Raw genomic sequence first — 25,374 nt, forward strand, 5'->3', positions numbered from 1 at the left:
CTCAGCGCGGCCATCCGCTATAATCCGCCCTTTGCCTTCACGCGCAGACACTAAGAACACCATGGAACTGGCCAAGAGCTTCGAACCGGCGGACATCGAACGTCGCTGGTACCCGGAATGGGAATCCCGCGCGTACTTCGACGCCGGCCTCGACACGTCGAACCCCGACGCCTTCTGCATCCTGCTGCCGCCGCCCAACGTCACCGGCACGCTACACATGGGGCACGGCTTCAACCAGACGATCATGGACGCGCTCACCCGCTACCACCGGATGCGCGGCCACAACACGTTGTGGCAGCCGGGCACCGACCACGCCGGCATCGCCACCCAGATCGTCGTCGAACGCCAGCTCGACGCCCAGGGCATCAGCCGCCACGATCTCGGCCGCGAGAAGTTCCTGGAGAAGGTGTGGGAGTGGAAGGAATACTCCGGCGGCACCATCACCCGCCAGATGCGGCGGCTCGGCACCAGCCCGGACTGGAAGCGCGAGCGCTTCACGATGGACGAGGGCCTGTCGAAGACGGTCACCGAGACCTTCGTCCGGCTGTACAACGAAGGCCTGATCTACCGCGGCAAACGCCTGGTGAACTGGGACCCGAAGCTCGGCACCGCGGTGTCCGACCTCGAAGTGGTGTCCGAGGAAGAGGACGGCAAGCTCTACCACATCCTCTACCCCTTCAGCGACGGCCCGATCGCGGGCCTGAAGGGGTTGACCGTCGCCACCACCCGCCCCGAGACCCTGCTCGGCGACGTCGCGGTGATGGTGCACCCGGAAGACGAGCGCTACGCCCACCTGATCGGCAAGACCGTCGAGCTGCCGCTCACCGGCCGCCACATCCCGATCATCGCCGACGACTACGTCGACCGCGAGTTCGGCACTGGCTGCGTCAAGGTCACCCCGGCGCACGATTTCAACGACTACGCGGTGGGGGCACGACACAACATACCGTGCATCAGAGTGCTGGCACTGGATGGGACCATCATCTCCCCGACGACCGTCAAGTCTAGCAAGGACATCTTCTGGAACTACGACGCCTACGATGAAGAAGATCGCCCTTTGCACGCGGTTCTCTACGACTTGATGGCCGCCTGCTCCAATGCCTCATCTATTGATGAAGCCATATCCTTAGTAATTCCAAGGAAGTACCAAGGACTCGATCGTTTCGATGGCCGTAATGCGATCGTCGACGATTTGGAAGCCGCTGGCCTGCTTGCAGAAGTCAAGCCCCACAAGCTGCAGGTGCCACGCGGCGACCGCACCAACGTCGTCATCGAGCCGATGCTCACCGACCAGTGGTTCGTCGCCATGAGCAAAGCGGCTCAGGGGCCGAACTCGGACGGCAAGTCGATCACCCAGAAGGCGCTCGAGGTGGTCGCTTCGGGCGAGATCCGCTTCTACCCCGAGAACTGGGTCAACACCTACAACCAGTGGCTCAACAACATCCAGGACTGGTGCATCTCGCGCCAGCTGTGGTGGGGCCACCGCATCCCCGCGTGGTACGACGAGGAAGGCAAGATCTACGTCGCCAGCTGCGAGGAAGAGGCGATCCGCGCCTGGAAGGCCGGGCTCGAAGCCGAGATCGACACGCTGCAGGCCGAAGTCGCCGCGCGCCAGAGCCAGGGCCAGACCGCGGAACAGTATCCCGCGCTCGCCGAGCGCCTGTCGCTGCTGCACGCCCGCTACGAGGAAGGCCGCCTGCGCCAGGAAGAGGACGTCCTCGACACCTGGTACTCGTCCGCGCTGTGGCCGTTCTCGACCCTGGACTGGACCGCCGAGTGGCCGGGCAAGAGCAACGACGCGCTCGACCTCTACCTGCCTTCCACCGTGCTCGTCACCGGCTTCGACATCATCTTCTTCTGGGTCGCGCGGATGGTGATGATGACCCGCCACATCACCGGCAAGATCCCCTTCAAGCATGTGTACGTGCACGGCCTGATCCGCGATGCCGAAGGCCAGAAGATGTCGAAGTCCAAAGGCAATGTGCTCGACCCGATCGACCTCATCGACGGCATCGCGCTCGACGAGCTGGTCAAGAAGCGCACCTTCGGCCTGATGAATCCGAAGCAGGCGCAGAGCATCGAGAAGAAGACGCGCAAGGAATTCCCCGACGGCATTCCCGCCTTCGGCACCGACGCCCTGCGCTTCACCTTCGCCAGCCTCGCCAGCCCGGGGCGCGACATCAAGTTCGACCTCGCCCGCTGCGAGGGCTACCGCAACTTCTGCAACAAGCTGTGGAACGCCACCCGCTTCGTGCTGATGAACTGCGAAGGCCAGGACTGCGGCCTGGGCGCGGACGCGCCGACGGCGTGCTCGGCGGAGACGCTCGACTTCTCCTTCGCCGATCGCTGGATCGTCTCCCGCTTGCAGCGCACCGAGATGGAGGTCGCCACCCAGTTCGCCGCCTACCGCTTCGACCTCGTCGCCCGTGCGGTGTATGAGTTCGTCTGGGACGAGTACTGCGACTGGTATCTGGAACTGGCCAAGGTGCAGATCCAGGGCGGCACCCCGGCGCAGCAGCGCGCCACCCGCCGCACCCTGCTGCGCGTGCTCGAGACCGTGCTGCGCCTGGCCCACCCGCTGATTCCCTTCATCACCGAGGAGCTGTGGCAGACCGTCGCCCCGCTCGCCGCGCGCAAGGACGGCGCCAGCATCATGCTGGCGCGCTACCCCCAGGCCGACCTGAAGCGCATCGACGAAGCCGCCGAAGCGAAAGTCGCCGAACTGAAGGCGATGATCTACGCCTGCCGCAACCTGCGCGGCGAGATGAACATCTCTCCCGCCCAGCGCCTGCCCTTGCTCGCCGCCGGCGACGCCGACACCCTGCGGACCTATGCGCCCTACCTCGCCGGCCTGGCCAAGCTCGCCGAAGTGCACATCGTCGATGAGATCGGCAGCGAAGAAATCGCTCCGGTCGCAGTGGCCGGCGAGACCCGCCTGATGCTGAAGGTGGAGATCGACGTCGCCGCCGAGCGCGAACGCCTGGGGAAGGAAATCGCCCGTCTCGAGGGCGAAGCGGCCAAAGCCGAAGCCAAGCTCGCCAACGCCAGTTTCGTCGACCGTGCCCCGGCGGCGGTGGTGGCTCAGGAGCGCGAGCGTCTGGCCGGCTTCAAGGCGACGCTGGACAAACTGCGCCCCCAGCTGGCGAAGCTCGGCGGCTGAAAGCGGAAGAGTCAGGGCGGAGGGAAAAGGCCCGGACCACGGAGGCCGGGACCACCGCCCTCCCTCGCGCGCAGCGGGCGGGCCCGGCCGCTCTGCGCGGCCTGCCCGGACGCGCGACGCCTTATTTGCGCTTGAGGAAGAACTCGAACGCAGCGTCCTCGGTCTCGCCCTGCCCGACCAGCTCATTGCCGGTCTGGCGGGCAAACGCCTGGAAATCCTTCACCGAACCGGGGTCGGTCGCCACCACGCGCAGGATCTGCCCGGCCTTGAGCTCGGCCAGCGCCTTCTTCGCGCGCAGGATCGGCAGCGGACAGTTCAGGCCGCGGGCGTCCACATCCTTGTCGAAATTCATCCTTCGTCCTTGTCGGGCACAGTCGTCGAGGGCGAAATTCTAATGGATGCCGACGGCAACCGAAAGCCGCGGCCGGCGGCAGCGGTTCAGCGCAGGCGCTCGCGGCGCTCTTCGCGCAGGCGCTGCTGCAGTTCGCGCAGGCGCGCATCGACCGCCGACTGCGCATAAAAATCACCGTCACCGGCGCGGCGGGCGATTTCGAGCTGCTCGATCGCCGCCGGCAGGCTGCCTTGCAGCAGATAGAGCTCGGCCTGCGCCCGGTGCTGCGCGGTGCGCTGCCCCAGGGCCGCGTGGGCGCGCGACAGCAAGCGCCACAGCCGCGCATCGTCGCTGCGGCGGGCGACCGTCTGACGCAGTTCGCGCTCGGCCTGCGCCGGTTCGCCGCCCACGATACGCGCTTCGGCGAGCGCATAGATCAGGCTGCGGCTATCGGGAAAGCGCTCGCGCGCCGCCTCCAGCCCGCGGATCGCGGCAGCGCCCTCTCCGCGCGCCAGGCGGATTTCGCCCGCGAGCGTCTCCAGCCAGGGCGAGGGCTCGGCGAGGGTGCGTGCCGTCTCCAGGCGCTGCGCCGCCTCTTCCGCCCGCCCCGCGCGCAACAGCGCGCGCGCCAGCCCGTAGGCCAGTGCGGGGTCCTGCGCATGGCGCGCGACCTGGTCTTCGAGTTCGCGCACCGCATCCGTGGCGGAGCCGTTGCCGGCGCGCAGCTTGGCGCGCGCGTAGGCGAACCCGGGCGAATCGGGCACCTGCCGGTAACGCGTCGAGGCCACGCGGTTCTCCATGTCGGCGATACGCTCGGTGGTCAGCGGGTGGGTGCGCAGATAGGCCGGCGCGTTGTTCTCGTACACCCGGATCGCCCGCTGCAGGCGCTCGAAAAAGCCCGGCATGCCACGCACGTCGAAGCCGGCGGCCTCCAGCGTTTCCAGGCCGACGCGGTCGGCTTCGCGTTCGAAGGCGCGGGTATAGCCGAGCTGGGACTGGATCGCCCCGGCCTGGCCGGCGGCGATCGCGGCCTCGCTCACCTGGGAATTGCTGCGCGCGGCGAGCACCGCCACCAGCAGCGAAGCCACCATCAGCATCGCCGACTGGCTCTGCTTGCCGACGATCTGGGCAATATGGCGCTGGGTGACGTGGGCGATCTCGTGGCCGAGCACCGAAGCCAGTTCCGATTCGCTCTGCGCCGCCAGCAGCAGGCCGGTATGGACGCCGATGTAGCCTCCGGGCAGGGCGAAGGCGTTGAGCGTGGCGTCGCGCACGACGAAAAACTCGAAGTCCTGCGCCAGGCTGCCGCTGGCCGTCGCCAGGCGGTGGCCGAGCCGGCCGACATACTCTTCGATCTCGGGATCGTCCAGATAGGCCGCGTCCTGCCGGATCTCGCGGATGATCTGCTCGCCGATGCCGCGCTCGGCGGCGGGCGACAGCTCGGCGGCGGCGACGTCGCCGAGATCGGGCAGATCGAGGGCGTGGACGGGGAAGGCCAGCACGAGGCTGAGGAGCAGGGCAAGAGGTCGGCGCATCATGGAGTGCTATGATACCCGCCCGCCCGCGCACGTTCCCATGCGCCTGTATCCATCTGTAGCCAGCCGCCGCGCGGGCACCGGATGCAGCCCACGCCCACGCTCTGCCCCCCAGCCCAACATGACCGCAAACACTCCGAACCCGCTGACCCATTTCGATGCCGACGGCCAGGCCCACATGGTCGATGTCGGCGCCAAGGCCGAGACCCGCCGCGTCGCCGTCGCCAGCGGCCGCATCCTGATGCGACCCGACACTTTCGCGATGATCGAGTCCGGCACGGCGAAGAAAGGCGACGTCATCGGTATCGCCCGCATCGCCGCGATCCAGGCCTCCAAGCGCACCAGCGAACTGATCCCGCTCTGCCATCCGATCCCGCTCACCCGGGTCGCGGTCGAGTTCGCGCTCGACAAAGCCGAATCCGCCGTGCACTGCACCGTCACCGCCGAGACGGTCGGCCGCACCGGCGTCGAGATGGAAGCGCTCACCGCGGTCAACGTCGCCCTCCTCACCATCTACGACATGTGCAAAGCGGTGGACCGCGGCATGCGCATGGACGGCATCCAGTTGCTGGAAAAGCTCGGCGGCAAGTCGGGGCACTGGAAAGCGTAGGCAGACGGCCGGGCGGACCGCGGCGCCGCGGCCGGGAAGCCTTTGATGTTGCGGGTGGCCCGTGCCGGGTCGTGTCCCAGCGCAGTGGCCGCAAGCAGGCTAGCCGGTGCCGTCCTCGCCGCCCGCCTCGCGGGTGGCGAGCCAGCGTTCGAGCGCTTCGGCTTCCATCGGCCGGGCGTGGAGGTAGCCCTGCACCAGATCGCATCCGGCCTCGCGCAGGAAGATCTGCTCTTCCTCGGTTTCGACCCCCTCGGCCACCGTTTTCAGGCGCAGGCTGTGGGCGAGGTCGATGATGCCGCGTACGATCGAGGCGCTGTCCGGATGGTGGGTCACCTCGCTGACGAAGGAACGGTCGATCTTCAGCTGATCGATCGGGAAGCGCCGCAAATAGGCCAGGGAGGAATAACCGGTACCGAAATCATCGACCGAAATCGCCACGCCCAGCGCCTTCAGCTCGGCCAGGGTCTGCGCCGCACGCTCGGCATCCTCCATCACCGAGCTCTCCGTGATCTCGAGCTTCAGCAGCGCCGCCGGCAGGCCGCTGCCGGCAAGGCATTGGCGCACCCGTTCGGCCAGCTGCGCATCGCGGAACTGGCGCGTAGACAGATTCACCGCCACGCGCAGCGTCCATCCGGCCTGCTGCCAGCGGCACGCCTGGCGGCAGGCGGTGAGCAGCGCCCATTCGCCGAGCACCATGATCAGCCCGGTTTCCTCGGCGAGCGGAATGAATTCGCCCGGCGGCATCAGCCGCCCGCCATCGTCGCGACAGCGCAGCAGCGCCTCGACGCCGACCACCCGCCCGCCCGCCGCTTCGCAGATCGGCTGGTAGTGCAGCACCAGGTCGCCGCGGGCCAGCGCACGCCGCAGTTGCGCTTCGAGCTCGAGCTTCTTCAGCGCTTCCGCGTTCATGTCCGCGGTATAGAAACGGAAGGCGTTCCGCCCCGCCTGCTTGGCGCCGTACATCGCCGTCTCGGCATTGCGCAGCAAGGTGTCGTAGTCCTCGCCATCCTGCGGATAGACGCTGATCCCGAGGCTCGCGGTAACGTCGATCTCGCGCTCGCCGACCTTCACCGGGGTATCGAAGACGCGCAGGATCTTGTCCGCAACCAGCGGCACGCTGCCCGCGTCCTCGAGGTCGGCGAGCAACACGACGAATTCGTCGCCGCCCAGCCGCGCCACCGTGTCGCGCTCGCGCAGGACGGACGTGATCCGCTGCGCCACCGTTCGCAGCAGGACATCGCCAGCGTCGTGCCCCAGACTGTCGTTGACGCGCTTGAAGTGATCGAGATCGATCATCATCAGCGCCATCACTCGTTGACGCTGGCGTGAAAAAGCGAGCCCCTGGCCGCAGCGGTCGCGCAGCAGGTTGCGGCTGGCAAGCCCGGTCAATGCATCTTCGTTGTACTGGCGCTCGAGCGTCTCTTCGTAGATCTTGCGTTCAGTGACGTCGTTGATGACGCAGACGAAATGGGTGAGCCGGCCATCGGCATCGCGCACCGGCGCGACGCTCAGCTCGCTCCAGAACAGGCTGCCATCCTTGCGGTGTGCACGCAGCACCACGGCCGCCTCGGTGCCCTCCGCGATCGCGGCTTCGATCTCGCCGATCCCGAGCTGGTCGTGGTCGGCCCCGATCAGGAAGCACGGATCGAGCCCCATCACTTCGCCCGCGGCATAGCCGGTGATGCGCTCGAACGCCGGGTTCACATAGACCAGCGGGTTGCCCGGCTGCTGCGGATCGGTGAGCGCGATGCCGTTTACCGAAGCCTCGACGGCGCGCCCCATCAGGCGCGAAGCCTCCTCGGCGCGCCGCCGCCGTGCCTCCCGCCCGAAGTGGTCGATCGCGAAGGCGACATCGTCGGCCATTTCCCGCACGAGCTCGGTCAGTTCGAAGTCGAAAAACCCTTTTTCACCCGAAAACAGCGCCATGCTGCCGAGCATCCGGCCGTCGGCGACGAGCGGGAAGGCCGCTGCCGCGGCCAGTCCCTTCGCCCTCAAGTCATCGTGGATGGCGGCCAGGGCGGGATCGGCGAGCAGGTCGTTGCACAGGTAGGCACGCCCTTCGCCGAGCGCGATTTCCGCCGGAATGCGCAACTCGCCGCGCCCGGACAGCGGCGCCAGGCGTTCCACCCAGGGCGGGAGCGCGCCGTAGCGTCCCACCGGCGTCAGCGCCCCGCTGTCGGCATCGAGCAGGCCGATCCAGGCCATCGCCAGGCCGCCGCGGTCGACGGCGATCCGGCACAAGGTCTCGTACAGCGTCGCGGGGTCGGCAGTGTGGATGATCGCCTGGTTGGTTTCGCTGAGCGCCCGATACAGCCGGTTCAAGCGCAGGATCTGGTGACGGGCGCGGTCAAGCTCGGCGACATGGGCCTCGAGCTCGGCGGTGCGCTCCTCGAGCTTGGCGACGAGCACCGCGTTGTAGTCCTTCAGCATCACCGTTTCCGCAGCCTGCGGCGGGTGCGCGGACAGGCGGCCGGCCACCGCCTGCGCCAGCACGGCTTGCACCTCCCGGACCAGTTCCTCGGGCTCGGCCGGTTTGATGATGAAGGCGTCAGCTCCCATGTCGCGCGCCAGCTTCTCGTCCTTCGGCCCGGTATAGGTCGCGGTATAGACGATGAACGGGACGGTGCGCAGGACCGGGTCGGCCTTCCACTCGCGCAACAGGGTGTACCCATCCATCGTCGGCATCAGCAGGTCGCTCACCGCCAGATCGGGTTTGCGCGTGCGCGCCTGCTCGAGGGCGTCCACGCCATGTTCCGCTTCGCTGACGGTAAAGCCATGCCCTTGCATCAGCACCCGCAGCACGTAGCGGTTTTCTTCCCTGTCGTCGACGACCAGGATGTGTTTCATGAGTCCGCCCCCAGGAAACGTTCCACTTCGAACACGAAGCTGTCCGGATCGATCGGTTTTTCGATATAACCGTCGCAGCCTGCCGCCAGGCACTGCTCACGGTCACCCGGCATCGCGTAGGACGTCACCGCCACCACCGGCACGCCGGCCAGCAGCGCATTGGCCCGCAAGCTCCGCGCCACGGCGTAGCCATCCATCCCCGGCAGCTGGATGTCGAGCAGGATCAGCGCCGGATCGGCCTCGGTGGCGAGGCTCAGGCCGGTCGGACCATCTTCGGCATGGACGACCTCCCAACCCCGCGCCTGGAGCAGGAAGCCGGCGAGGTAGCGGTTCTGTTCGTTGTCTTCGATCAGCAGGATGCGCCGGTTCATGCGTATGCGTCCTTTTCCGCGCCGCTCGGTCGCAGCGGCAGGGTCACGGTGAAGGTGCTGCCCTCCTGCCAGCGGCTGTCCACGGTGATGTCGCCCCCCATCATTTCCGCCAGACGGCGGCAGATCGCCAGACCGAGGCCGGTTCCATCATGCTTGCGCGATAGCGCCGTATCAATCTGGCGGAACGGTTGAAACAGTAACACCATGTCTTCCGGGCGGATGCCGATCCCGGTGTCGCTGACCGCCATCCGCAGTCTCGCCGCCGCTGCAGCGCCGGCCGGGCCGGCCGGGCCGGGCGGGCCGGCGACGGCATCGACCTGCAGGCGCACCCGTCCCTGCTCGGTGAACTTGACCGCATTGCCCAGCAGGTTCAGCAGGATCTGCTCGACCCGCCGCGCATCGCCCACCATCGGCCCGATTCCATCCGCCACCTCGACCTCGAGCGCGAGTGCCTTCTTCTCCGCCAGCGGGCGAACGATCCCGACCACCTTGGCCACCGCCGCCGCCGGATCGAACACGTCGCAAGCCATCCGCAGCTCACCGGCCTCGATGCGCGAGATGTCGAGCACGTCGTTGATCAGCGCAAGCAGATGGCGGGCGCTGTCGCGCACCATGCCGAGCTGCTTGCCCTGCTCGGCATTGAGCGGCCCGGCCAGCCCCTGCAGCAGGATGCCGGTAAAACCGATGATCGAATTGAGCGGCGTACGCAGTTCGTGGCTCATGGTGGCGAGGAAGGCCGATTTCAGGTGATCAGCCGATTCCGCCGCCTGCTTCGCGGTCAGCAGCTCGGCATTGGCGCGGGCAAGGGCCTCGGTCCGTTCGGCAACCCGTTGTTCGAGTTCCTGCGTATGGCGCTGTGCGAGGATGTTGACTTCGGCATTGCTGCGAACGATTTCATCGGTCTTCAGCGCCACCTGCCGGCGCAGCAGCCACACCCAGGCCACGGCCGCGAGCAGCAGCGCCACGGCCAGCGCCACCGCGCCGGACAGCCACGGCGGCAGAACCACGCGCGGCGCTTCCACCGCCCAGCGCCGCAGCGAGCGGAAGTAAGCCGAGTCATGATCCTTCTTCAACGCCACCAGCTGCCGGTCGATGGCCGCGAGCAGGGCCGGATCGCTCCCCTTCCTCATGGCGAAATACAGCTGCACCGGGCTGAACATGACCGCCGTGTCCTCGAGCCCGAACCCGGGGGCATAGCGCATGCCGAAGTAACGGTTGGTTACCACTGCATCGGCGCGGCCTTCGGCCACCGCGGCCAGCGCGGCGAAAAAATCGGGCACTGGCAGCAGCTCGACGGCGATACTGAAACCGGACGCCATCTGGCGGAAAACAGCCTCCTGCACCGAGCCGTCGAGCACTGCGACACGCTCGCCGTCGAGGTCGAGCAAGGTCCGGATGCCGCTGTCCGGCCGCGCATAGACCTGGCTCCAGCTCGACAGCACCGGTTCATCGTGAAAGTCGAACAATCGTTCGCGCTCGGCGCTGGGCGCCACATCCGGCATCAGATCGATCTCGCCCGCGGCCAGCCGCTCCAGCCCCTCGTTCCACGAACCGGGGACATACTCGATGCGCCAGCCTTCGGCGCGGGCGATCGCCTCGAGCACATCGACGAAGATGCCTTCGGCCTTGCCGTTGGCGCCCAGGCCGACTTTCGGGCTGTTCTGATAAATCCCCACCCGCAGGCTGTGGTCGGCCACCGCCAACGTCGGGAGCAGCAGCACCAGCAGCGCCACCCGGCGCCACGCCCTCCCCCACCCCGACCGGATCAGAACGCCAGCCTCCATGGCAACTCTCCCTGAATGAAAAGCCGTGCCGCCTCCGACTGCGGGCGGGCGAAAAAACGCTGCACCGGCGTCTGCTCGCACACCCGGCCGGCGGCCATGAAGACGATGTCGTCGCCGAGGCGGGTGGCCTGGCCAAGGTTGTGGGTGACCATCAGGATCCGCGTGCCGTCGGTACGGATCTCGCGGATGATGCGCTCGACCTCGGCGCTGGCGGAAGGGTCGAGGCTGGCGGTGGGTTCGTCGAGCAGCAGCAGCCGGGGCCGGGTCAACCACGCCCGCGCCAGCGCCAGACGCTGCTGCTCGCCACCGGAGAGCTGGCGCGCGCTGTCGGCGGCGCGGTGTGCCAGCCCCACCCGCGCCAGCACCGCCTGCGCCCGCCGCCGCCGTTCCCCCCGCATCACGCCGAGCGGCTTCAGGCCGAGGGCGACGTTGTCGAGCACGCTGGCACGCAGCACCATTGGATGCTGGAACACCATTTTCACCCGATGCCCGGGCGGAGCGCCCTCTTCCCATCGCGTACCACCCCACTCGATGTCGCCGCCACAGGGCCGGATCAGGCCGCAGATCGTACGCAGCAGCACCGATTTGCCGGCGCCGTTCGGCCCCAGCACCAGGGTGATGCCTTCCGCGCCGAGCTCCAGATCGACTCCGGCGAGGACTTCGCGGCCGCCGGGCGCGTAGCGCAGATCGCGGATGCGCAAGGGGAGGATGTCGTCCGCCATGGTCGGGGTCGCCATTGCGCTAGCCGAAACGGCGCATCGCCCAGTGGCGCAGCGCCGAGGCGAAGACGTTGAGCAGGAGGATGATCACGATCAGCACGATGCCGAGCGCGATCGCCAGCGGCAGGTCGCCCTTGCTCGTTTCGAGGGCGATCGCCGTGGTCATGACCCGGGTGGAGCGGTCGATGTTGCCGCCGACGATCATCACCGCCCCGACCTCGCTCATCGCCCGCCCCAGGCCGGCAAGCAGGGCCACCACCAGGGAATGGCGGCAATCGTGGAGCAAGGTGGTGACGCTGTCCCACCACGAAAAGCCCATCACCTCCAGCTCCTCGGCATAGCGCAGCCAGCTGTCCTCGACCACCTGGCGGGTGATCGCCGCCATCAGCGGTACCACCAGCAAGGTCTGGGCGACGACCATCGCCGCCGGCGTGTACAGCAGGCCGGCGCTGCCGAAAGGCCCCGAGCGCGACAGCAGCAGATAGACGACCACCCCCACCACCACCGAAGGCAGCCCCATCAGCGCGTTGACCAGCACCGACAGCAGGTTCTTGCCCGGAAAGCGCCCGACCGCGATGCACGCGCCCAGCGGCAGCCCGATCAGGGTGCCGAGCACGACCGCGCCGCCGCTGACCTGCAGCGACAGCAAGACGATCTCCGCCACTGCGGCATCGAAGCCGGACAGCAGCGACAACGCATCGGAAAACGTGGAGGTGAACGCCGACATTGCCGCGAGCATACCCGAGAAGGACGCGCCACGGCACGCCTCCCGACCCTGCCCGCGGGCCGGACAGGAGACCGCATTCCCCTCCCTCCGAAGGGCGCCGGCGCCGCCGGATACGGCGCCCGTGCCTAGCGGCGTGGTCTCAAGCCACCAGCTTCTTGAAGGTTTCGAGCACCGCCGCGCCATTGAACGGTTTCACGATCCAGCCCTTGATCCCGGCCGCCTTGCCGCGTTCTTTCATCGCAGGGCTGCTTTCCGTCGTCAGCATGATGACGTTGACCGACTGGTTGCCCAGCTCACCGCGGATTTTTTCGACCATCGTCAGCCCGTCCATGTTCGGCATATTGACGTCGCTCAGGACCAGGCGGATGCCGGGGTCGGACTTCATCCTGGCCAGTCCGTCCTTGCCATCGATCGCCGTCGCCACGTCGAATCCGTTGCCTTTCAGGAAACCCGCCACTTCCTCACGGACGGTGCTCGAATCGTCCACCACCAGAATTTTCGCCATATGGATGTCCTTGATAAATGCGCTCAGAAAAGTTCCAGCTCGCCGGAGGCGACCAGTTCGTTCGTGTCCTGCACGATCTCCCTGAAGTCCTCCGGCGCCCAGTTGAGATTGAATACGAAGCGCTGGTAGAGCTTGAACGTGTGGCCCGTACTTTCGTCGTTCAGCGTGTACAGGAAACAGAGCTGCGGGTTTTCCGTCCCGAACGAGATGTACTTGTGCTTGTGATTGACGATCAGCGGCACCTGGATCTGCGTGCCGAGGCTGGCCGCCTCGCCGACGTAACGATTCTTGAAAGAGCCCCAGATCAGGTTGGTGATCTCACCGAGCAGGCTGTTCACCGCCCGGAACGTCGCCCCGCCATCACCCGGCGCGTAGGTGTCGAGCTGGTCGAGAATCGGCTGCTCCTCGGTCTGCAGCATCATGTAGCCGCGGCACCAGTTGCTTTCCAGCGGGATCAGGCTGAACACCTCGCCGAAAATGATCCGGTCGCGGACGATGTAGGGCGTATGCCAGCGTGGCGTCAGGTGCTTGAACTGGCTGGCCAGAACGCTCTCGGTAATTTCCGAAATTCCACGCACGAGGGCATTCGGATAGGCGAGACAGAAGATGAACTCGTCGATCACCCGGCTCAGGCCGGACATGTCATTCGCCGTGTAGGCCGCGCAGCAGACGCGGCGCAGCGATTCATCGACGCCATCGAGCGTCGGTGCCGATGCGCGGCGCAAGATGATCGGCAGCTCCGGGCGGACCGTATGGATCTGCAGCGCGATTTCCCGACTCTCTTCGGCTGAAACGCCGTAATCCTCGGCATACAGAATGGCACCGAGATCGATGTTGGAACGCAACACCGACATCAGGCGGTTCTTCCTGACCTTGAGTCCGACCAGGTTGTGCGCATCGCAAAAATGCCGGATGCCCGCCAGATGCACCGGATCGCGCTCCAGCACCAGGACCTTGCTGACCGGTCTTTCCGTCATGCTTTCTCCATTGACTTCGATTTGAGTGTGGCGCCGCCGGCTCACTCAGAACAGCTCGAGCGCCCCGCTCTCTTCTTCGGCGACCGCCGGATCGACCCGGAAATCGAGATCGCCATATGCGCACAGGCACAGCGTGGCGTGCAGTGAGGCCGTGCGGTTGATTTCGATCCGGTAGTGCGCCAGGTAGGCGGGATCGAGCGCAGCAATGAACGGCAGGCATTTCCGGTCGAGGACGGAAGGGGTGGACATGCCCATGTGGGGGAAAAACCGGCCGAGCTCGCGATTCATGGCGCCGCAGCACATATTGCCGACTTCACCGAAAGTCTCGAAAAACGGGCGGCCCGAATCGCCCCGCGCGAAGTAATCCACGTTCGCCTTGTCCGCATCGACATGAAAAATCGTCAGCAGGCGAAAAAGGTAGGATGCGATGGTGAACACGACGATCCGGCTTTCCGGCGGCTCGAATCGATGCGAGGGCGGCAGCATCGCAATATCGATCGTATCGGACGGATTCATGACGAGACTGGCGCGCACCGCCCGGGTAAACAGCAGATCGACACCCTGCCGGGCCTGCTCGCCGATCATGCGATCTCCCCGAGGCGCTTCTGCAGCCGGCCGATCAGTGCATCCAGGCTGCTGATCGCGGACATGATCATCTTGCCGTCGGCCTGGATTTCCTGAAAGGTCGCCGTCGTCGTCAGATCATTCTTGTGCAGGCTCAGGCTGTAGTCCTTCGAAAGCGCCTCGGAACGTATCGCCAGCGCCCGCACTTCGTTGGCGACGACGGCGAAGCCGCGCCCGGATTCACCCGCCCGCGCCGCTTCGATCGCCGCATTCAGGGAGAGGATGACCACCTGCCTGACAATCGACGAAAATTCGTCGTTCTGCCGGTGCATCTCCCGGTTCTGCGCCATCAGCGAGTTCATCTCGTCGTGCCAGTGCTCGAAGGTCACGGCCAGATTCCGCAGCTGCGCCGCCTCCCCGGCCAACTTTTCGACCTGCTCCGACAAATCGGCTTTCAAGCTGCGGCTCTCCCGCCGCGACGCGTCCTCTCCACCGCTAGCCACGCCCCGTACTTGGCGAAGTTCCTGCTCGAGGTTTTCCAGGCGCTGCGCCAGGGCCTCGCGCTCCGCCTCCATGTCGGCGTTTTCAGCGGCGAGCCGGGCCAGCGAGCCTTCCAGCACCGCCTTTTCGCCCACCGCCAGATGATGGTCGGAGCGCAGCAGATGCAACTCTTCACGATGCGCGGCCTTGATTGTCGCCAGGGCCCGGTGCGAAACGCGCCCCGCGCGGAAATATACGGCCAGCCAGACGGCCATCGACAGCACTCCGGCCACCATCAGGAATTTGATAGACATCATCGATCAGGTCGCCGAAAGTTTGCCTTCGAGATTGAGCAGCGTCCCCATGATTCCGCAAGGGGCCGGCATCGATTCGCTGCCAGGCGAAAGCCTGGCCTGCACCGGGAGGCGGGCGGCGCTCACCTGCACCGCAAATGTTCCCGACAGCGTGATGAGCGTCTCGAAGGCGCGGAAGCCGGCGCCGACCTTGCCGTCGGTAAGGCGCAACTCGATCTCGCCCCCTTCGCGCTTGACGAAATCGCGCACCGCATCCATCCCGACTCCACGCCCCGACACCTCGGTCACGGCGCTCGCGGTGGAGAAACCGGGGGCAAAAACGAGCCTGGCGATGTCCTCGTCGGAAGTCGATGCCCCCTCCGGAATCAGCCCTTTTTCCAGCCCCTTCCGGCGAATATGGGCGAGCGCCAGCCCCTTGCCGTCATCGCGCAGGCGCATCGAAAGACGACCACCGGCAAGCGCCATGTCGAGCACGATCCGGCCCGCGGCCGACTTGCCTGTGGCCAGGCGTTCGGCCATCGGCTCGATCCCGTGATCGAGCGAATTCCGGTACAGGTGCATGAACACATTACGCAGCAGATCGCAGGCCTGATTGCGGATGTGGATCCCGTGGTCGTTCAAGACCAGCACCGGCGCTTCCTTGCCGAGTTCCGCCGCCAGCGACGGCAGCGAGGCGAAGACAGCGGCGAGCACCTCGCGCATCGGTTCGGTGCCAATCAGGCGCAAGTCGTGATGGATTCCTTGCAGGACGGCCACCAGCGTTTCCTGCGGGAGCGATGGCAGATCGAGCCCTTCCAGGCCGGCGCCGAGCCGCTCGATCTGGGCACGCGGCACCATCAGGCATTTGTCTTCACTGCCCCGGCGCCCCGGCCCGCGACGACCGAGCTTGACGTCGTTCAGCGACGCGTACTGCTCGATACTGGCCATCACCGCCTGCAACTGCTCGAGCAGTTTTTCCTTGTCCAGGATCACGGTCGCGTTCCTGCGCAATTCATCGTAGGCCTGCTCGGCCTCATGGACGATGTTGGCGAGGTGCAACAGGCCGTAGGTGCGGGCGTTGCCCTTGATCGTATGCATGTTGCGGAAGAGCTGCGTCACCAGTTCCGGGTGGGAGTCATCGGCCGCAAGCAGCAGGGCTTCGTTTTCGCCGACGAAATTCCGCGCGCTATCGACGAACGCGGTGAACTTCTCCTGCTGGACCCCGAGAATTTGGCCGATCATTTCGAGCTCGCGCTTCTGCTGCTCGGCCTCCGCTTCAAGCTGGCGCAATTCGGTCACGTCGCGCACGCAGACCATGACTTTCTCGACGACATCCTGCTCGTCGCAGATCGGCGACCAGCCCAGTTCAAGCGTTTTTACCCCCCCGTTCGGCAGCGTCCGCGTGATTTCGCCGACCAGCAGATGAGCGTTGAATTCGAAGTTCATCCGCTCTTCGCCGATGCAGGCCGCCAGCGTTGCTTCGATCTGCGACAAGACGTCGGAGCCGATGCCATCGTCACCGAACAGGAAGCTCATCGCGGCCTGCCCCGCCACCTCGTCGGTCCCGAAAATCGTTTCAAGATAGGCCGAGTATTCAGGATGGATCAGGCCGCCATCGACCACGGTCAGGATGCCCTGCGGCATGTTCTGCAGCATGGTGTGGATATCGTTGGTCTTCTCGCGCAGCTGGGCGCTACGCTCGGCAAGGCTCTTGGCCATGGCGTTGAACTGCTCGCCGACATTGCCGAGTTCGTCCCGGGTCGTGACCTCGACACGCGCGCCGAGATCGCCGGCCGCCATCGTGTTGACCGCATCGGACAGGCCGTTCACCGCCCGCATGATCGAAATGTACGCGGCGACGAAGCCCGCCACGACCAGCGCGAAGATCGCCAACATGGCGAGGATGACGCCGTTGCGCTGCAGCTTCCTGGCGGCGAGACGCTCGGCGAGGAGGTGGTCGGTCGCCGTCACGATCTCGCTGCCGATGCCCAGGGTTTCGTCGAAGGCCGTTTCGGTCAGCGCCAGGAAGGCCGCCGGCTCCATGCCGAAATCGGTCGTATCGAGCATTTTCGTCGTCAGCGCTTCCTGGACGGCGAGGTACGCGGTGTTCAGGCGGCCAGCGGCCTTTGCGAGGATCTCCGCCTGCGCGGGGTGCTCCTGCCCGACCTTCTCCAAGGCCTCCATGCTCCACTGCACCAGGACGTTGAAGTTGCCGCGCTGCATCGTCAGTTCACTGCGACGGCTGCCACGCAGACTTTTCCTGCTCAGCGTCATCGCCCCTATTTCTGCGCTAACGCCGGTCGCATGAACGAGCGAACCGTAGTAAGCGGTGAGCACACCCAGCAAGCGGCTGCTTGCCGCATCGCCATCGATCAGCAGGCCCGCCCCATCGTTGAGCTGCTCGAGCCCGGCGCGCAACCCGGCAATCGCGGCGGACAAGCCATCCGCATCGAAAGCATCGATGCTCCTGGCCATCGCCGCCCAGGAAACCCGTCCGAAGCCGGCTGCCGACGAGGGGCCGGCAAAGCCCTGCGCCGCAAACGCCCGTTGCAGCTCACCGAGCGCCGCGTGCGCACCGGCCTGCCTCACGGCGATCTGTTCTTGCAGCGCGAAAGAGCCGCCCAGGCGGTCCTGAATCGCCCGCTGCATCGCCAGCAGTTGATAAAGCCGGGCAGAAACCCGGTGCACCGGAACCTGCATGGCCAATGCGGAACGCTCCGTCTCGAGCGCCGTGACACGGGCATTGAGGGCAAAGACGAGAACGCCGGCCGCCACCAGCAGGGGGAGGCCGAAAATCAGCGCGGTGATGCGGAGCTTGCTACGGAAGGACAGCCGGCCAACGACTTGTACGACAGGCTCGAGGAGGCGCATATGGGCAGGACTTCATGAAATGAAACCCCGCCGATGCTAGGCAGTGCGCATTACGCCGCGATTACACCCACTCGGCGAAAGGTTTAACCGCCGCCTTTGCGCATCGCGTTATCGAGACGGCTCAGCAGGGCGCGCCGCGCCGGTTCGGCACCCGGAACAGCAAAGCGGTAGCGAACGTGCAGCTGGGGCAGCTCGAGCAGCCCCAGCCGGCGCACGCCCGCCGCCTCCACCTCGATTTCCAGCACCAGTTCGCCGTCCCGGAGGCGGAAACGGCCCTGCGCCGCACAGCCTTCGAGCGCCGGCCAGGCCATGCGCAGTTCGCGCTCGAACCCGGCGGGCGTGGCGGTCATCCGGCGCACGAAGGACTCCGGCACCGGGCCGCTGAAGAAGCGCGTCGACTCGAGCGCCATCCGTTTACAGAGCCCTCTCCCGCTCAGCCGCCCGCGATCGGCGGCCAGGCGGCCAACACGTCGCCGTCCTTCAGGCACCGCGTGGCACGCGCGGCGGGCGCCACGTAGTGGCCATTGAGCAGCACCAGGTGGGCACTGCGCTCGGGCACGCGGTAGCGCTGCAGCATGTCGGCCACGGTCGTGCCCTCGTCGACATCGAGTTCGAGCCGGTTGCCGCGGTGGCCGGCGGGCAGGTAGTCGGCGAGCGAGGCGAACAGCTTCAATGCGACCCGGATCGTCATCCCGCCCTCCCGCTCACCGGCCGGCCGCGGCCGCGCCGCGCACCCCGCGTTCCGCCCGCGCCGCACCCCTTCATGCCCGTCCCCCGGTTCAGCGCGCCAGCGCCATCGGCTGCTGGCTGCAGGCGATGTAGGCGTCGACGAAAGCCAGCGGCGCCGCGAGCAGACGCGCCTTCCACGCGCCGAGCCTGACCTGGCCGTGGATCAGGCCGCGCAGCGCGCCGACGTGCTCGGTGAGCCCGATCGAAGTCGCGCCGATCAGCACATCGTCCTTGAACTGGAGGCTCAGATAGCGATAGCGCGCATCGTCGACCAGCTCGACGCCCGCGCCGCCGTCTTCCGCCTTCGCCCCCCACCATTGGCCGAAGGAGGACGAGATCAGCCCCAGGGTGTCGAGCACGTTGATCGCCAGGACGCCGTTCAGGCGCGTCGCGCCGGCCTCGCCACGCGCCATGTTGAGCGCCGCGATGCGGGCCTGGTCGGCGGCATTGGGCTGGATCGCGGCGACCAGATGGGCGCCGGTGAAGAGGTCGGGCGCCTCGGCGACGTCGCCGGCAGCGAAGATCCCGGCCACGCTCGTCTGCATGCGCGCATCCACCAGCACGCCCTTGGCCACCTGCACCGCCGTGCCATCGAGAAAGCCGACGTTGGGCGCCACCCCGGCGGCGACGATGACCAGTTCGCACTCCAGGCGCTCGCCGGTCGACAGACTCACCGCCAGCGGCGCGGCGACACCGGCCGCACTGCCGCGGTCGATGCGCTGCACCCCGGCCGAGGTCAGCACGCGGATGCCCTTGTCCTCGACCCAGCGCTTGATCATGGCCCCGGCCGTGGGCGTCATCATCCGCGGCACCATGCGGTCGCCCATCTCCACCACGGTGAGCTCGACGCCGCGCCTGGCGAGCGCCTCCATGATGATGCAGCCGATGAAGCCGGCACCGAGCTGCAGCACGCGCGCGCCCGGTTTCGCCTGCGCGGCGATCGCGCGTGCATCGGCGAGCGTCCAGCAGGTCTGCACCTCGGCCAGGTCGACGCCGGCAATCGGCGGGCGCAGCGGATGCGAGCCGGTGGCGATCAGCAGGCGGTCGTAGGGCTCGAAATGGCCGTCGTCGAACAGCACGCGGCGCTTGTCGGTGTCGAGCGCTACCGCGCGCCCACGCAGCTCGCGGATGCGCAGGCGGTCGAAATGGCCGGGCGCCTTGCGCAACCAGGTGCCCGACTCGTCGATGTTGCCTTCCAGCAGGTAGGGGATCGCCATGCGTGAGTACGGCGGCGCGTCCTCGCTGCCGGCGAGCACGATGTCGTCTTGCGGCGCGGCGCGGCGCAGCGTCTCGGCGGCGACTACCCCAGCGGGGCCGTTGCCCAGAATCAGGTGTCTCATGCGCGAATCCTTGAAAGGCGCGCGGGCCTGCGCCCGTCACTGCGGACGGGGCGCGCTGGCCGCGCGCCGGTCAGCGCCGGCCTACAGGCCGAGCCGCTCCAGGGTCTGCGCGGTGGGCACGCCGCCGGGCGTCCACCCGCGCACCTTGTAGTACTCCGGCAGCATCTTCGCGAGCGCGTTCACCATGCCCTTCGCCGGCCCGGTCCTGGCTGGCTCCTGGGTCAGGCGCGGCGGCAGGGTGTCGTCGCTGGCGGTGAAGCCGGCAGCGTTGTTGAACTGGCGCTCCATGTTCCAGATGCGCTCGCCGACTTCGTTGAGCTTGTCCATGCTCCAGTCGCCCTCGCACGCCGCGGCGATCTGCGGCTGGACGTCGGCCAGGGTCCACGCGAAGCTGGTGAACACGCAGATGCCGGCCGAGTCGAACACCGCGGTCGCATCCTGGAAGGCCTTCACCAGCTCGGCCTTGCCTTCGGTGACGTGGGGATCGGTCTTGACCGGAATGCCCATCACTTCGGAGGCCACGGTGTAGCCGCGCAGGTGGCAGGCGCCGCGGTTCGAGGTGGCGTAGGCGAGGCCCATGCCCTGGATGCCGCGCGAATCGTAGGCGGGGAATTCCTGCCCCTTCACGCTCATCGACAGCTCGGGGTGGCCATACTTCTCGCACAGGCGCCTGCTGCCCAGCCCGAGCTCCTTGCCGAAGCCCTCGCCGAGCGCGGTCATCTCCACCAGCTTCGCCAGCGCCGCGGCCGAGCCGAAGGGCGCCGGCAGGCCGATCCGGGCGTCGTCGAGCACGCCCATTTCGTAGAGCTCCATCGCCGCGCCGACGGTGGCGCCGAACGAGATCGGGTCCATGCCCTGCTCGTTGCACACGAGGTTGGCGTACTGCAGCGCCTCGAGGTCGCCGACGCCGTTGGCCGCGCCGAGCGCCCACGCCGCCTCGTACTCGAGGCCGCCGGAAGCGCCCCAGTACTTCGGGCTGTTCTTGACCGTGAAGTGGCTCGGGTCGATCGCCGAGATGCGGCCGCAGGCGATCGTGCACCCGAAGCAGGCAGCGTTGGTGACGAGGTGGGGCTTGCCGTCGGACGCGCGCTTCTCGTGCATCGCCTCGGCGGAAATCTTGGAGGCGTCCTCGAACTGCACGTCGCGGTGGTTGCGCGTGGGCAGCGCGCCGATCTCGTTGATCACGTTCATCAGCACCTGGGTGCCGTACTTGGGCAGGCCCTGGCCGGTCACCGCATTGTCGGCGAGCACCTTCTTCGCCGCGCTGGTGGCGTGCACGAAGGCACCGAAGTCGCGGATGCCCGCCACCCCCTTGGTGCCGCGGATCGCCACCGCCTTCAGGTTCTTCGAGCCCATCACCGCGCCCACGCCGGAGCGCCCGGCGGCACGGTGCAGGTCATTGACGATGCAGGCGAACAGCACCTGGTTCTCGCCGGCGACGCCGATCGAGGACACGCGCACGAGCGGGTCCTGCAGTTCGTGCCTGATCTGCTCCTCGGTCTCCCAGCAGCTCTTGCCCCACAGCCCGGCGGCGTCGCGCAGCTCGGCGTGGTCGTTCTCGATGTAGAGCCACACCGGCTTCGGCGCGCGGCCCTCGAAGATCACCATGTCCCAGCCGGCGAACTTCATCTCGGCGCCGAAGAAGCCGCCCGAGTTCGAGCACGCGATCGCCCCGGTCAGCGGCCCCTTGGTGACGACGGTGTAGCGCCCGCCGGTGGAGGCCATGGTGCCGGTGAGCGGGCCGGTGGCCATGATCATCTTGTTGGCGGGCGACAGCGGATCGACCTGCGGGTCGATCTCGGACACCAGGTACTTGGTGGCCAGCCCGCGCGAACCGAGGTAGTCCTGCGCCCACTGCATGTTCAGCGGCTCTTCCGTGCACGTGCCCTGCGCCAGGTTGACCCGCAGGATCTTGCGATTCCATCCCATGACGCGTCCTCCTTCAGGAAGCGGCCGAAGCCGGCGTGTTGGCCTTCGCGGCCCAGGCGCGCATGCGGTCGATGCCGGTCCAGTCGGCGTCCACATAGGTGATCGCCGCGGTCGGACAGGCCTTCGCGCAGGCCGGGTCGCCCTCGCACAGGTCGCATTTCTGCACCTTGCCGGTGTCCTGGTTGTAATTGATCGTGCCGAACGGACAGGCGATCGTGCACACCTTGCAGCCGACGCAGGTGTCCTCGAACACCATCTTCGCGCCGGTCGTCAGATCGATGCGGATCGCATCGACCGGGCAGGAGTTCAGGCACCAGGCCTCGGTGCATTGGGTGCAGGTGTACGGCACTTTCCTGCCCTCGTGCTCGAAGTTGAACACCTTGATGCGCGATTTGCTGGGATTGATGACCCCGGTGTGCTCGAAGGAGCAGGCCATCTCGCATTGCAGACAGCCGGTGCACTTGGCGGGATCAATGTGCAGTGCTTTCCACATCGATCATCTCCTGGTCGTTGGTGACCCGACAACGTGCGGGACACGTTGCAGCGCGAGGCCAGAACGCAGGATTCGGCCGCCCCGCAGACCGCATGAACAGCCTGGAAAGCATACGCCGCGGCGATGACCAGTCAACCCGGGAAGGACCCGCTCGGGAATACCCCGCCACGCGGCCCCGCCTCAGCGCCGGCGCTGGCCCGGCGGCGGGGGCTCGGCTAGCATGTCGGCCCCGCCGGCGCCCTCCCCCGACCGCGCAGCGCGCATCCAGCACACTAGAATGAAAGCTCGCCGGAGAACACACATGAAGCGGATCATCATCGGCATTTCCGGCGCTTCGGGCGTCATTTACGGCATCCGGGCGCTGCAGGCCCTGAAGGCGATGGCAGACATCGAAACCCACCTGATCTTCTCCCCTTCGGCAAAGCGGACCGTCGTCGAGGAGACCGAGTGGACGGTGGCGCAGGTCGAGGCCCTCGCCGATGTGCTCCACACGCACGGCGACATCGGCGCCTCGATCGCCAGCGGCTCGTTCCGCACCGCCGGAATGCTGGTTGCGCCGTGCTCGATCAAGACCCTGTCGGGCATCGTCCATTCCTACAACGACAACCTCCTGACACGCGCCGCCGATGTCTGCCTGAAAGAGCGCCGCCCCCTGGTGCTGATGGTGCGGGAGACCCCCCTGCACCTCGGCCACCTCGAAATGATGGCTCAGGCGGTCCGCTACGGGGCCGTGATCCTGCCCCCGGTGCCTGCGTTCTACAGCAAGCCGCAAAGCCTCGACGACATCGTCGACCACAGCGTAGGCAAGGCCCTCGACCTGTTCGACATCGAACACCCGCTGCTCAAGCGCTGGAAAGAAGAGCCCGCCGTCCCGCCCGGCGCCGGCACATGAACGCCAGGCGGCGCCGGCGCTGAGAGCGGCCCGCGTCCTTTTCTGCACCGCGCCGCTCCGGAAGGCCATGCACGGCCCGCGCGGCGCCCTGCAAAAGGGGCGACCGTGCAGGACCGATCGAGCGGTTTACATCGCAAAAAATACTGTATACAGTATTCATCAACGCACCCCGCTCACCTGATCCGGCTCCACAAGGCTTCCCCGATGGCTTCGACGCTCTCCCCTCTCAAACCCATAGAACGGCCGCTCGCCCTCGGCGAGCAGGTCTATCACAAGCTGCGCGCCTCCATCCGCGACGGCCTGATCGCCGGCGGCCAGCCCCTGCAGGAAGTGCAACTCGCCGAGCAGCTCGGCGTGTCCCGCACGCCGGTGCGCGAAGCGCTGCGCCGCCTGTCGAGCGAAGGCCTGCTCGCCTCCGACGGGCGCAGCTTCATCGTCCCCGAGCTGACGCTGGACGACGTCAACGACATCTATGAAATCCGCTCCCTGGTCGAGCCTGCGGCGATCCGCCACGTCGCCCGCTTCACCACTTCAGCCGAAGTGCGCCGCCCGCTCGACGAGGCGCTGCAGGCCGCGACGCGGGCCCACGAACAGGGCGACGCCGATGCCTTCCGCGGCGCCAACATCCGCTTCCGCGCCGCCTGGCTGGCACTGGTGCCCAATCCCCGCCTCGTCCACATCATCGAACAGTATGCGGACCACATGCAGCGGATCCGCCGCCTGACGCTCGACGACTACGCCACCCGCAAGATCGTGCTGCACGGCCTGGGGCGGCTCGCCGCCGCGCTCGCAACCGGCGACGGCGAGCTCGCCGCCGCAGCGATGCTCGAACACCTCGGCCAGGCCCGGGTCGCGTTCATCCACGCCGTGGGCCTCGACACGCCCCGGACGGCCGCCGCCAGGCCCTGAAGCAAGCGCTCCGCAACGGCACGCCGCACCGCCCCCCAGAACGAACCCAGGAGTTTCCACATGAAGTACCGGGCAGAAATTCCCTACGGCGCCTACTGGAGCACCCCCTTCGCGCGCTGGCAAGGCAGCTTTTCCAACCTGCACAGCATCGAGTTCGCCGCCCACGTGGCGCGCCACGAGCTCGGCCGCCGCAACATCGACCCGGCGATCCTGGACTACGGCGTGCTCGGTTTCTCGGTGCCGCATAAGCACGCCTTCTACGGCCTGCCCTGGCTCACCGGGCTGATCGGCGCACCCCGCGCGGGCGGGCCGACGATGATGCAGGCCTGCGCCACCGGGGTGCGCACCCTGCTCGCCGCGGTCCAGGAAGTCGACGCCGGCCTGGCCAGCGTCGCGCTCGCGATCAACTGCGACCGCACCTCCAACGGCCCCCATCTGTACTACCCGAACCCGCGCGCGCCGGGCGGCACCGGCAGCGCCGAAAACTGGGTCATGGACAACTTCGGCTGCGACCCCCTCGGCGGCCATTCGATGCTGCAGACCGCCGAAAACGTCGCCGCCCGGCATGGCGTGGCGACCGCGCAGCAGCACGAAGTCGTGCTCCGCCGCGAACAACAATATGCCCAGGCGCTGGAAAACGGCGCGGCCTTCCTGAAGCGCTTCATGAGCCTGCCGTTCGACGTGCCGAGCGCCGATTTCCGCAAGACCGTCGCCACCCTCGACGGCGACGAAGGGGTGGTGCGCTCGAGCGCCGAAAGCCTGGCCCGGCTGAAACCGGTCGCGGCCGGCGGAACGATCACCTACGGTGGCCAGACCCACCCTGCCGATGGCAATGCGGCCATCATCGTCACCACCGCCGCGAGGGCGCGCGAGCTGTCCCGCGATCCGGCGATCGCGGTGCGCCTGCACGGCTTCGGCCTCGCCCGGGCGGAGCTCGCCTACATGCCCGAAGCGACCATCCCGGCGGCCCGCAACGCCCTCGCCCAGGCCGGCCGCGGCATCGCCGACATCGACGCGGTGAAGACCCACAACCCGTTCGCGGTCAACGACCTGGTGTTCGCCCGTGAAACCGGCGCCGACCTGATGCACATGAACAACTACGGCTGTTCCCTGGTCTGGGGCCATCCGCAGGCGCCGATGGGCACGCGCGCGATCATCGAGCTGATCGAGGAACTCGCGCTGCGCGGCGGCGGGTTCGGCCTGTTTGCCGGCTGCGCCGCCGGCGACACGGCGATGGCCGTCGTCCTCGAAGTGGGAGATGCCCACGCCTGACCCGCAGTTCCCCACCCCGCGACCGCTGGCCGGAAG

The 25,374-nt window shown here is 67.3% G+C and carries 22 protein-coding genes; 5 read left to right on the forward strand and 17 right to left on the reverse strand.

Going from position 1 to position 25,374, the window contains the following annotated elements; translation table 11 throughout:
• The first annotated feature begins 61 nt into the window (after positions 1 to 61).
• Entirely contained in the window at positions 62 to 3,160 is a 3,099-nt protein-coding gene (locus Tharo_RS12775) for a valine--tRNA ligase (RefSeq protein ID WP_107221545.1), read from the forward strand.
• A 121-nt stretch (positions 3,161 to 3,281) separates the two neighbouring features.
• Here Tharo_RS12775 and Tharo_RS12780 read toward each other — a convergent pair whose 3' ends face one another.
• Both Tharo_RS12780 and Tharo_RS12785 read right to left on the reverse strand, forming a co-directional pair.
• Entirely contained in the window at positions 3,282 to 3,512 is a 231-nt protein-coding gene (locus tag Tharo_RS12780; protein ID WP_075148219.1) for a sulfurtransferase TusA family protein, read from the reverse strand.
• Positions 3,513 to 3,598: 86 nt separating this feature from the next.
• Positions 3,599 to 5,029, reverse strand: a complete 1,431-nt coding sequence (locus Tharo_RS12785) for a M48 family metalloprotease (RefSeq protein ID WP_107221546.1) — start codon at positions 5,027 to 5,029, stop codon at positions 3,599 to 3,601.
• Between the two features lie 118 nt (positions 5,030 to 5,147).
• On the opposite strand from Tharo_RS12785, the gene moaC reads away from it, so the two are divergent.
• Complete coding sequence (gene moaC / locus Tharo_RS12790) at positions 5,148 to 5,636, forward strand: cyclic pyranopterin monophosphate synthase MoaC (protein ID WP_107221547.1); 489 nt, start codon at positions 5,148 to 5,150, stop codon at positions 5,634 to 5,636.
• A gap of 99 nt (positions 5,637 to 5,735) precedes the next feature.
• On the opposite strand, the gene Tharo_RS12795 is transcribed toward moaC, so the two are convergent.
• The 15 genes from Tharo_RS12795 to Tharo_RS12865 all read right to left on the reverse strand — a co-directional run bounded on the left by Tharo_RS12795 (position 5,736) and on the right by Tharo_RS12865 (position 22,265).
• Positions 5,736 to 8,483 carry a two-component system response regulator gene (locus Tharo_RS12795; RefSeq protein ID WP_107221548.1) on the reverse strand — a complete coding sequence of 916 codons (2,748 nt, stop codon included), beginning with the start codon at positions 8,481 to 8,483 and terminating at the stop codon, positions 5,736 to 5,738.
• Positions 8,480 to 8,854, reverse strand: a complete 375-nt coding sequence (locus tag Tharo_RS12800) for a response regulator (RefSeq protein WP_107221549.1) — start codon at positions 8,852 to 8,854, stop codon at positions 8,480 to 8,482. Before Tharo_RS12800 ends, Tharo_RS12795 begins: the two co-directional genes overlap by 4 nt.
• Positions 8,851 to 10,638: an ATP-binding protein gene (locus Tharo_RS12805; RefSeq protein WP_211309606.1), complete on the reverse strand. Its 1,788-nt coding sequence runs from the start codon at positions 10,636 to 10,638 to the stop codon at positions 8,851 to 8,853. The genes Tharo_RS12800 and Tharo_RS12805 overlap by 4 nt, the downstream gene beginning before the upstream one ends.
• Complete coding sequence (locus Tharo_RS12810) at positions 10,620 to 11,375, reverse strand: ABC transporter ATP-binding protein (RefSeq protein ID WP_425444937.1); 756 nt, start codon at positions 11,373 to 11,375, stop codon at positions 10,620 to 10,622. The genes Tharo_RS12805 and Tharo_RS12810 overlap by 19 nt, the downstream gene beginning before the upstream one ends.
• 4 nt (positions 11,376 to 11,379) lie before the next feature.
• Positions 11,380 to 12,084, reverse strand: coding sequence for an ABC transporter permease (locus Tharo_RS12815; protein WP_107222423.1), 705 nt, complete (start codon positions 12,082 to 12,084; stop codon positions 11,380 to 11,382).
• Between the two features lie 139 nt (positions 12,085 to 12,223).
• Positions 12,224 to 12,589 carry a response regulator gene (locus Tharo_RS12820; RefSeq protein ID WP_107221551.1) on the reverse strand — a complete coding sequence of 122 codons (366 nt, stop codon included), beginning with the start codon at positions 12,587 to 12,589 and terminating at the stop codon, positions 12,224 to 12,226.
• A 23-nt stretch (positions 12,590 to 12,612) separates the two neighbouring features.
• On the reverse strand, positions 12,613 to 13,611 hold the full coding sequence (locus Tharo_RS12825; RefSeq protein WP_211309607.1) for a chemotaxis protein CheX: 999 nt from the start codon (positions 13,609 to 13,611) through the stop codon (positions 12,613 to 12,615).
• A complete protein-coding gene (locus Tharo_RS12830; RefSeq protein WP_107221553.1) occupies positions 13,612 to 14,151 on the reverse strand; it encodes a hypothetical protein in 540 nt (179 codons plus the stop codon).
• Positions 14,148 to 14,927, reverse strand: coding sequence for a methyl-accepting chemotaxis protein (locus Tharo_RS12835; protein WP_211309608.1), 780 nt, complete (start codon positions 14,925 to 14,927; stop codon positions 14,148 to 14,150). The genes Tharo_RS12830 and Tharo_RS12835 overlap by 4 nt, the downstream gene beginning before the upstream one ends.
• A gap of 3 nt (positions 14,928 to 14,930) precedes the next feature.
• Complete coding sequence (locus tag Tharo_RS12840) at positions 14,931 to 17,774, reverse strand: HAMP domain-containing protein (protein ID WP_107221554.1); 2,844 nt, start codon at positions 17,772 to 17,774, stop codon at positions 14,931 to 14,933.
• A gap of 83 nt (positions 17,775 to 17,857) precedes the next feature.
• Positions 17,858 to 18,184, reverse strand: a complete 327-nt coding sequence (locus Tharo_RS12845; RefSeq protein WP_107221555.1) for a hypothetical protein — start codon at positions 18,182 to 18,184, stop codon at positions 17,858 to 17,860.
• Positions 18,185 to 18,207: 23 nt separating this feature from the next.
• A complete protein-coding gene (locus Tharo_RS12850) occupies positions 18,208 to 18,465 on the reverse strand; it encodes a MoaD/ThiS family protein (protein ID WP_107221556.1) in 258 nt (85 codons plus the stop codon).
• 88 nt (positions 18,466 to 18,553) lie between these two features.
• Complete coding sequence (locus Tharo_RS12855; protein WP_107221557.1) at positions 18,554 to 19,843, reverse strand: NAD(P)/FAD-dependent oxidoreductase; 1,290 nt, start codon at positions 19,841 to 19,843, stop codon at positions 18,554 to 18,556.
• Between the two features lie 81 nt (positions 19,844 to 19,924).
• Positions 19,925 to 21,772: an aldehyde ferredoxin oxidoreductase family protein gene (locus Tharo_RS12860; RefSeq protein ID WP_107221558.1), complete on the reverse strand. Its 1,848-nt coding sequence runs from the start codon at positions 21,770 to 21,772 to the stop codon at positions 19,925 to 19,927.
• Positions 21,773 to 21,785: 13 nt separating this feature from the next.
• Positions 21,786 to 22,265 (reverse strand): 4Fe-4S dicluster domain-containing protein, encoded by a 480-nt coding sequence (locus Tharo_RS12865; protein WP_107221559.1) that lies wholly within the window; start codon positions 22,263 to 22,265, stop codon positions 21,786 to 21,788.
• 301 nt (positions 22,266 to 22,566) lie between these two features.
• Here Tharo_RS12865 and Tharo_RS12870 point away from each other — a divergent pair, with 301 nt between their 5' ends.
• The 3 genes from Tharo_RS12870 (at position 22,567) to Tharo_RS12880 (ending at position 25,338) form a co-directional block, all read left to right on the forward strand.
• Entirely contained in the window at positions 22,567 to 23,157 is a 591-nt protein-coding gene (locus Tharo_RS12870; RefSeq protein WP_107221560.1) for a UbiX family flavin prenyltransferase, read from the forward strand.
• 204 nt (positions 23,158 to 23,361) lie between these two features.
• Positions 23,362 to 24,066, forward strand: a complete 705-nt coding sequence (locus tag Tharo_RS12875) for a GntR family transcriptional regulator (RefSeq protein WP_107221561.1) — start codon at positions 23,362 to 23,364, stop codon at positions 24,064 to 24,066.
• A gap of 60 nt (positions 24,067 to 24,126) precedes the next feature.
• Positions 24,127 to 25,338 carry a thiolase family protein gene (locus tag Tharo_RS12880; RefSeq protein WP_107221562.1) on the forward strand — a complete coding sequence of 404 codons (1,212 nt, stop codon included), beginning with the start codon at positions 24,127 to 24,129 and terminating at the stop codon, positions 25,336 to 25,338.
• The last annotated feature ends 36 nt before the right edge of the window (positions 25,339 to 25,374 follow it).

The organism is Thauera aromatica K172 (assembly GCF_003030465.1).
In the GTDB taxonomy this organism is placed as follows: Bacteria; Pseudomonadota; Gammaproteobacteria; order Burkholderiales; family Rhodocyclaceae; genus Thauera; species Thauera aromatica.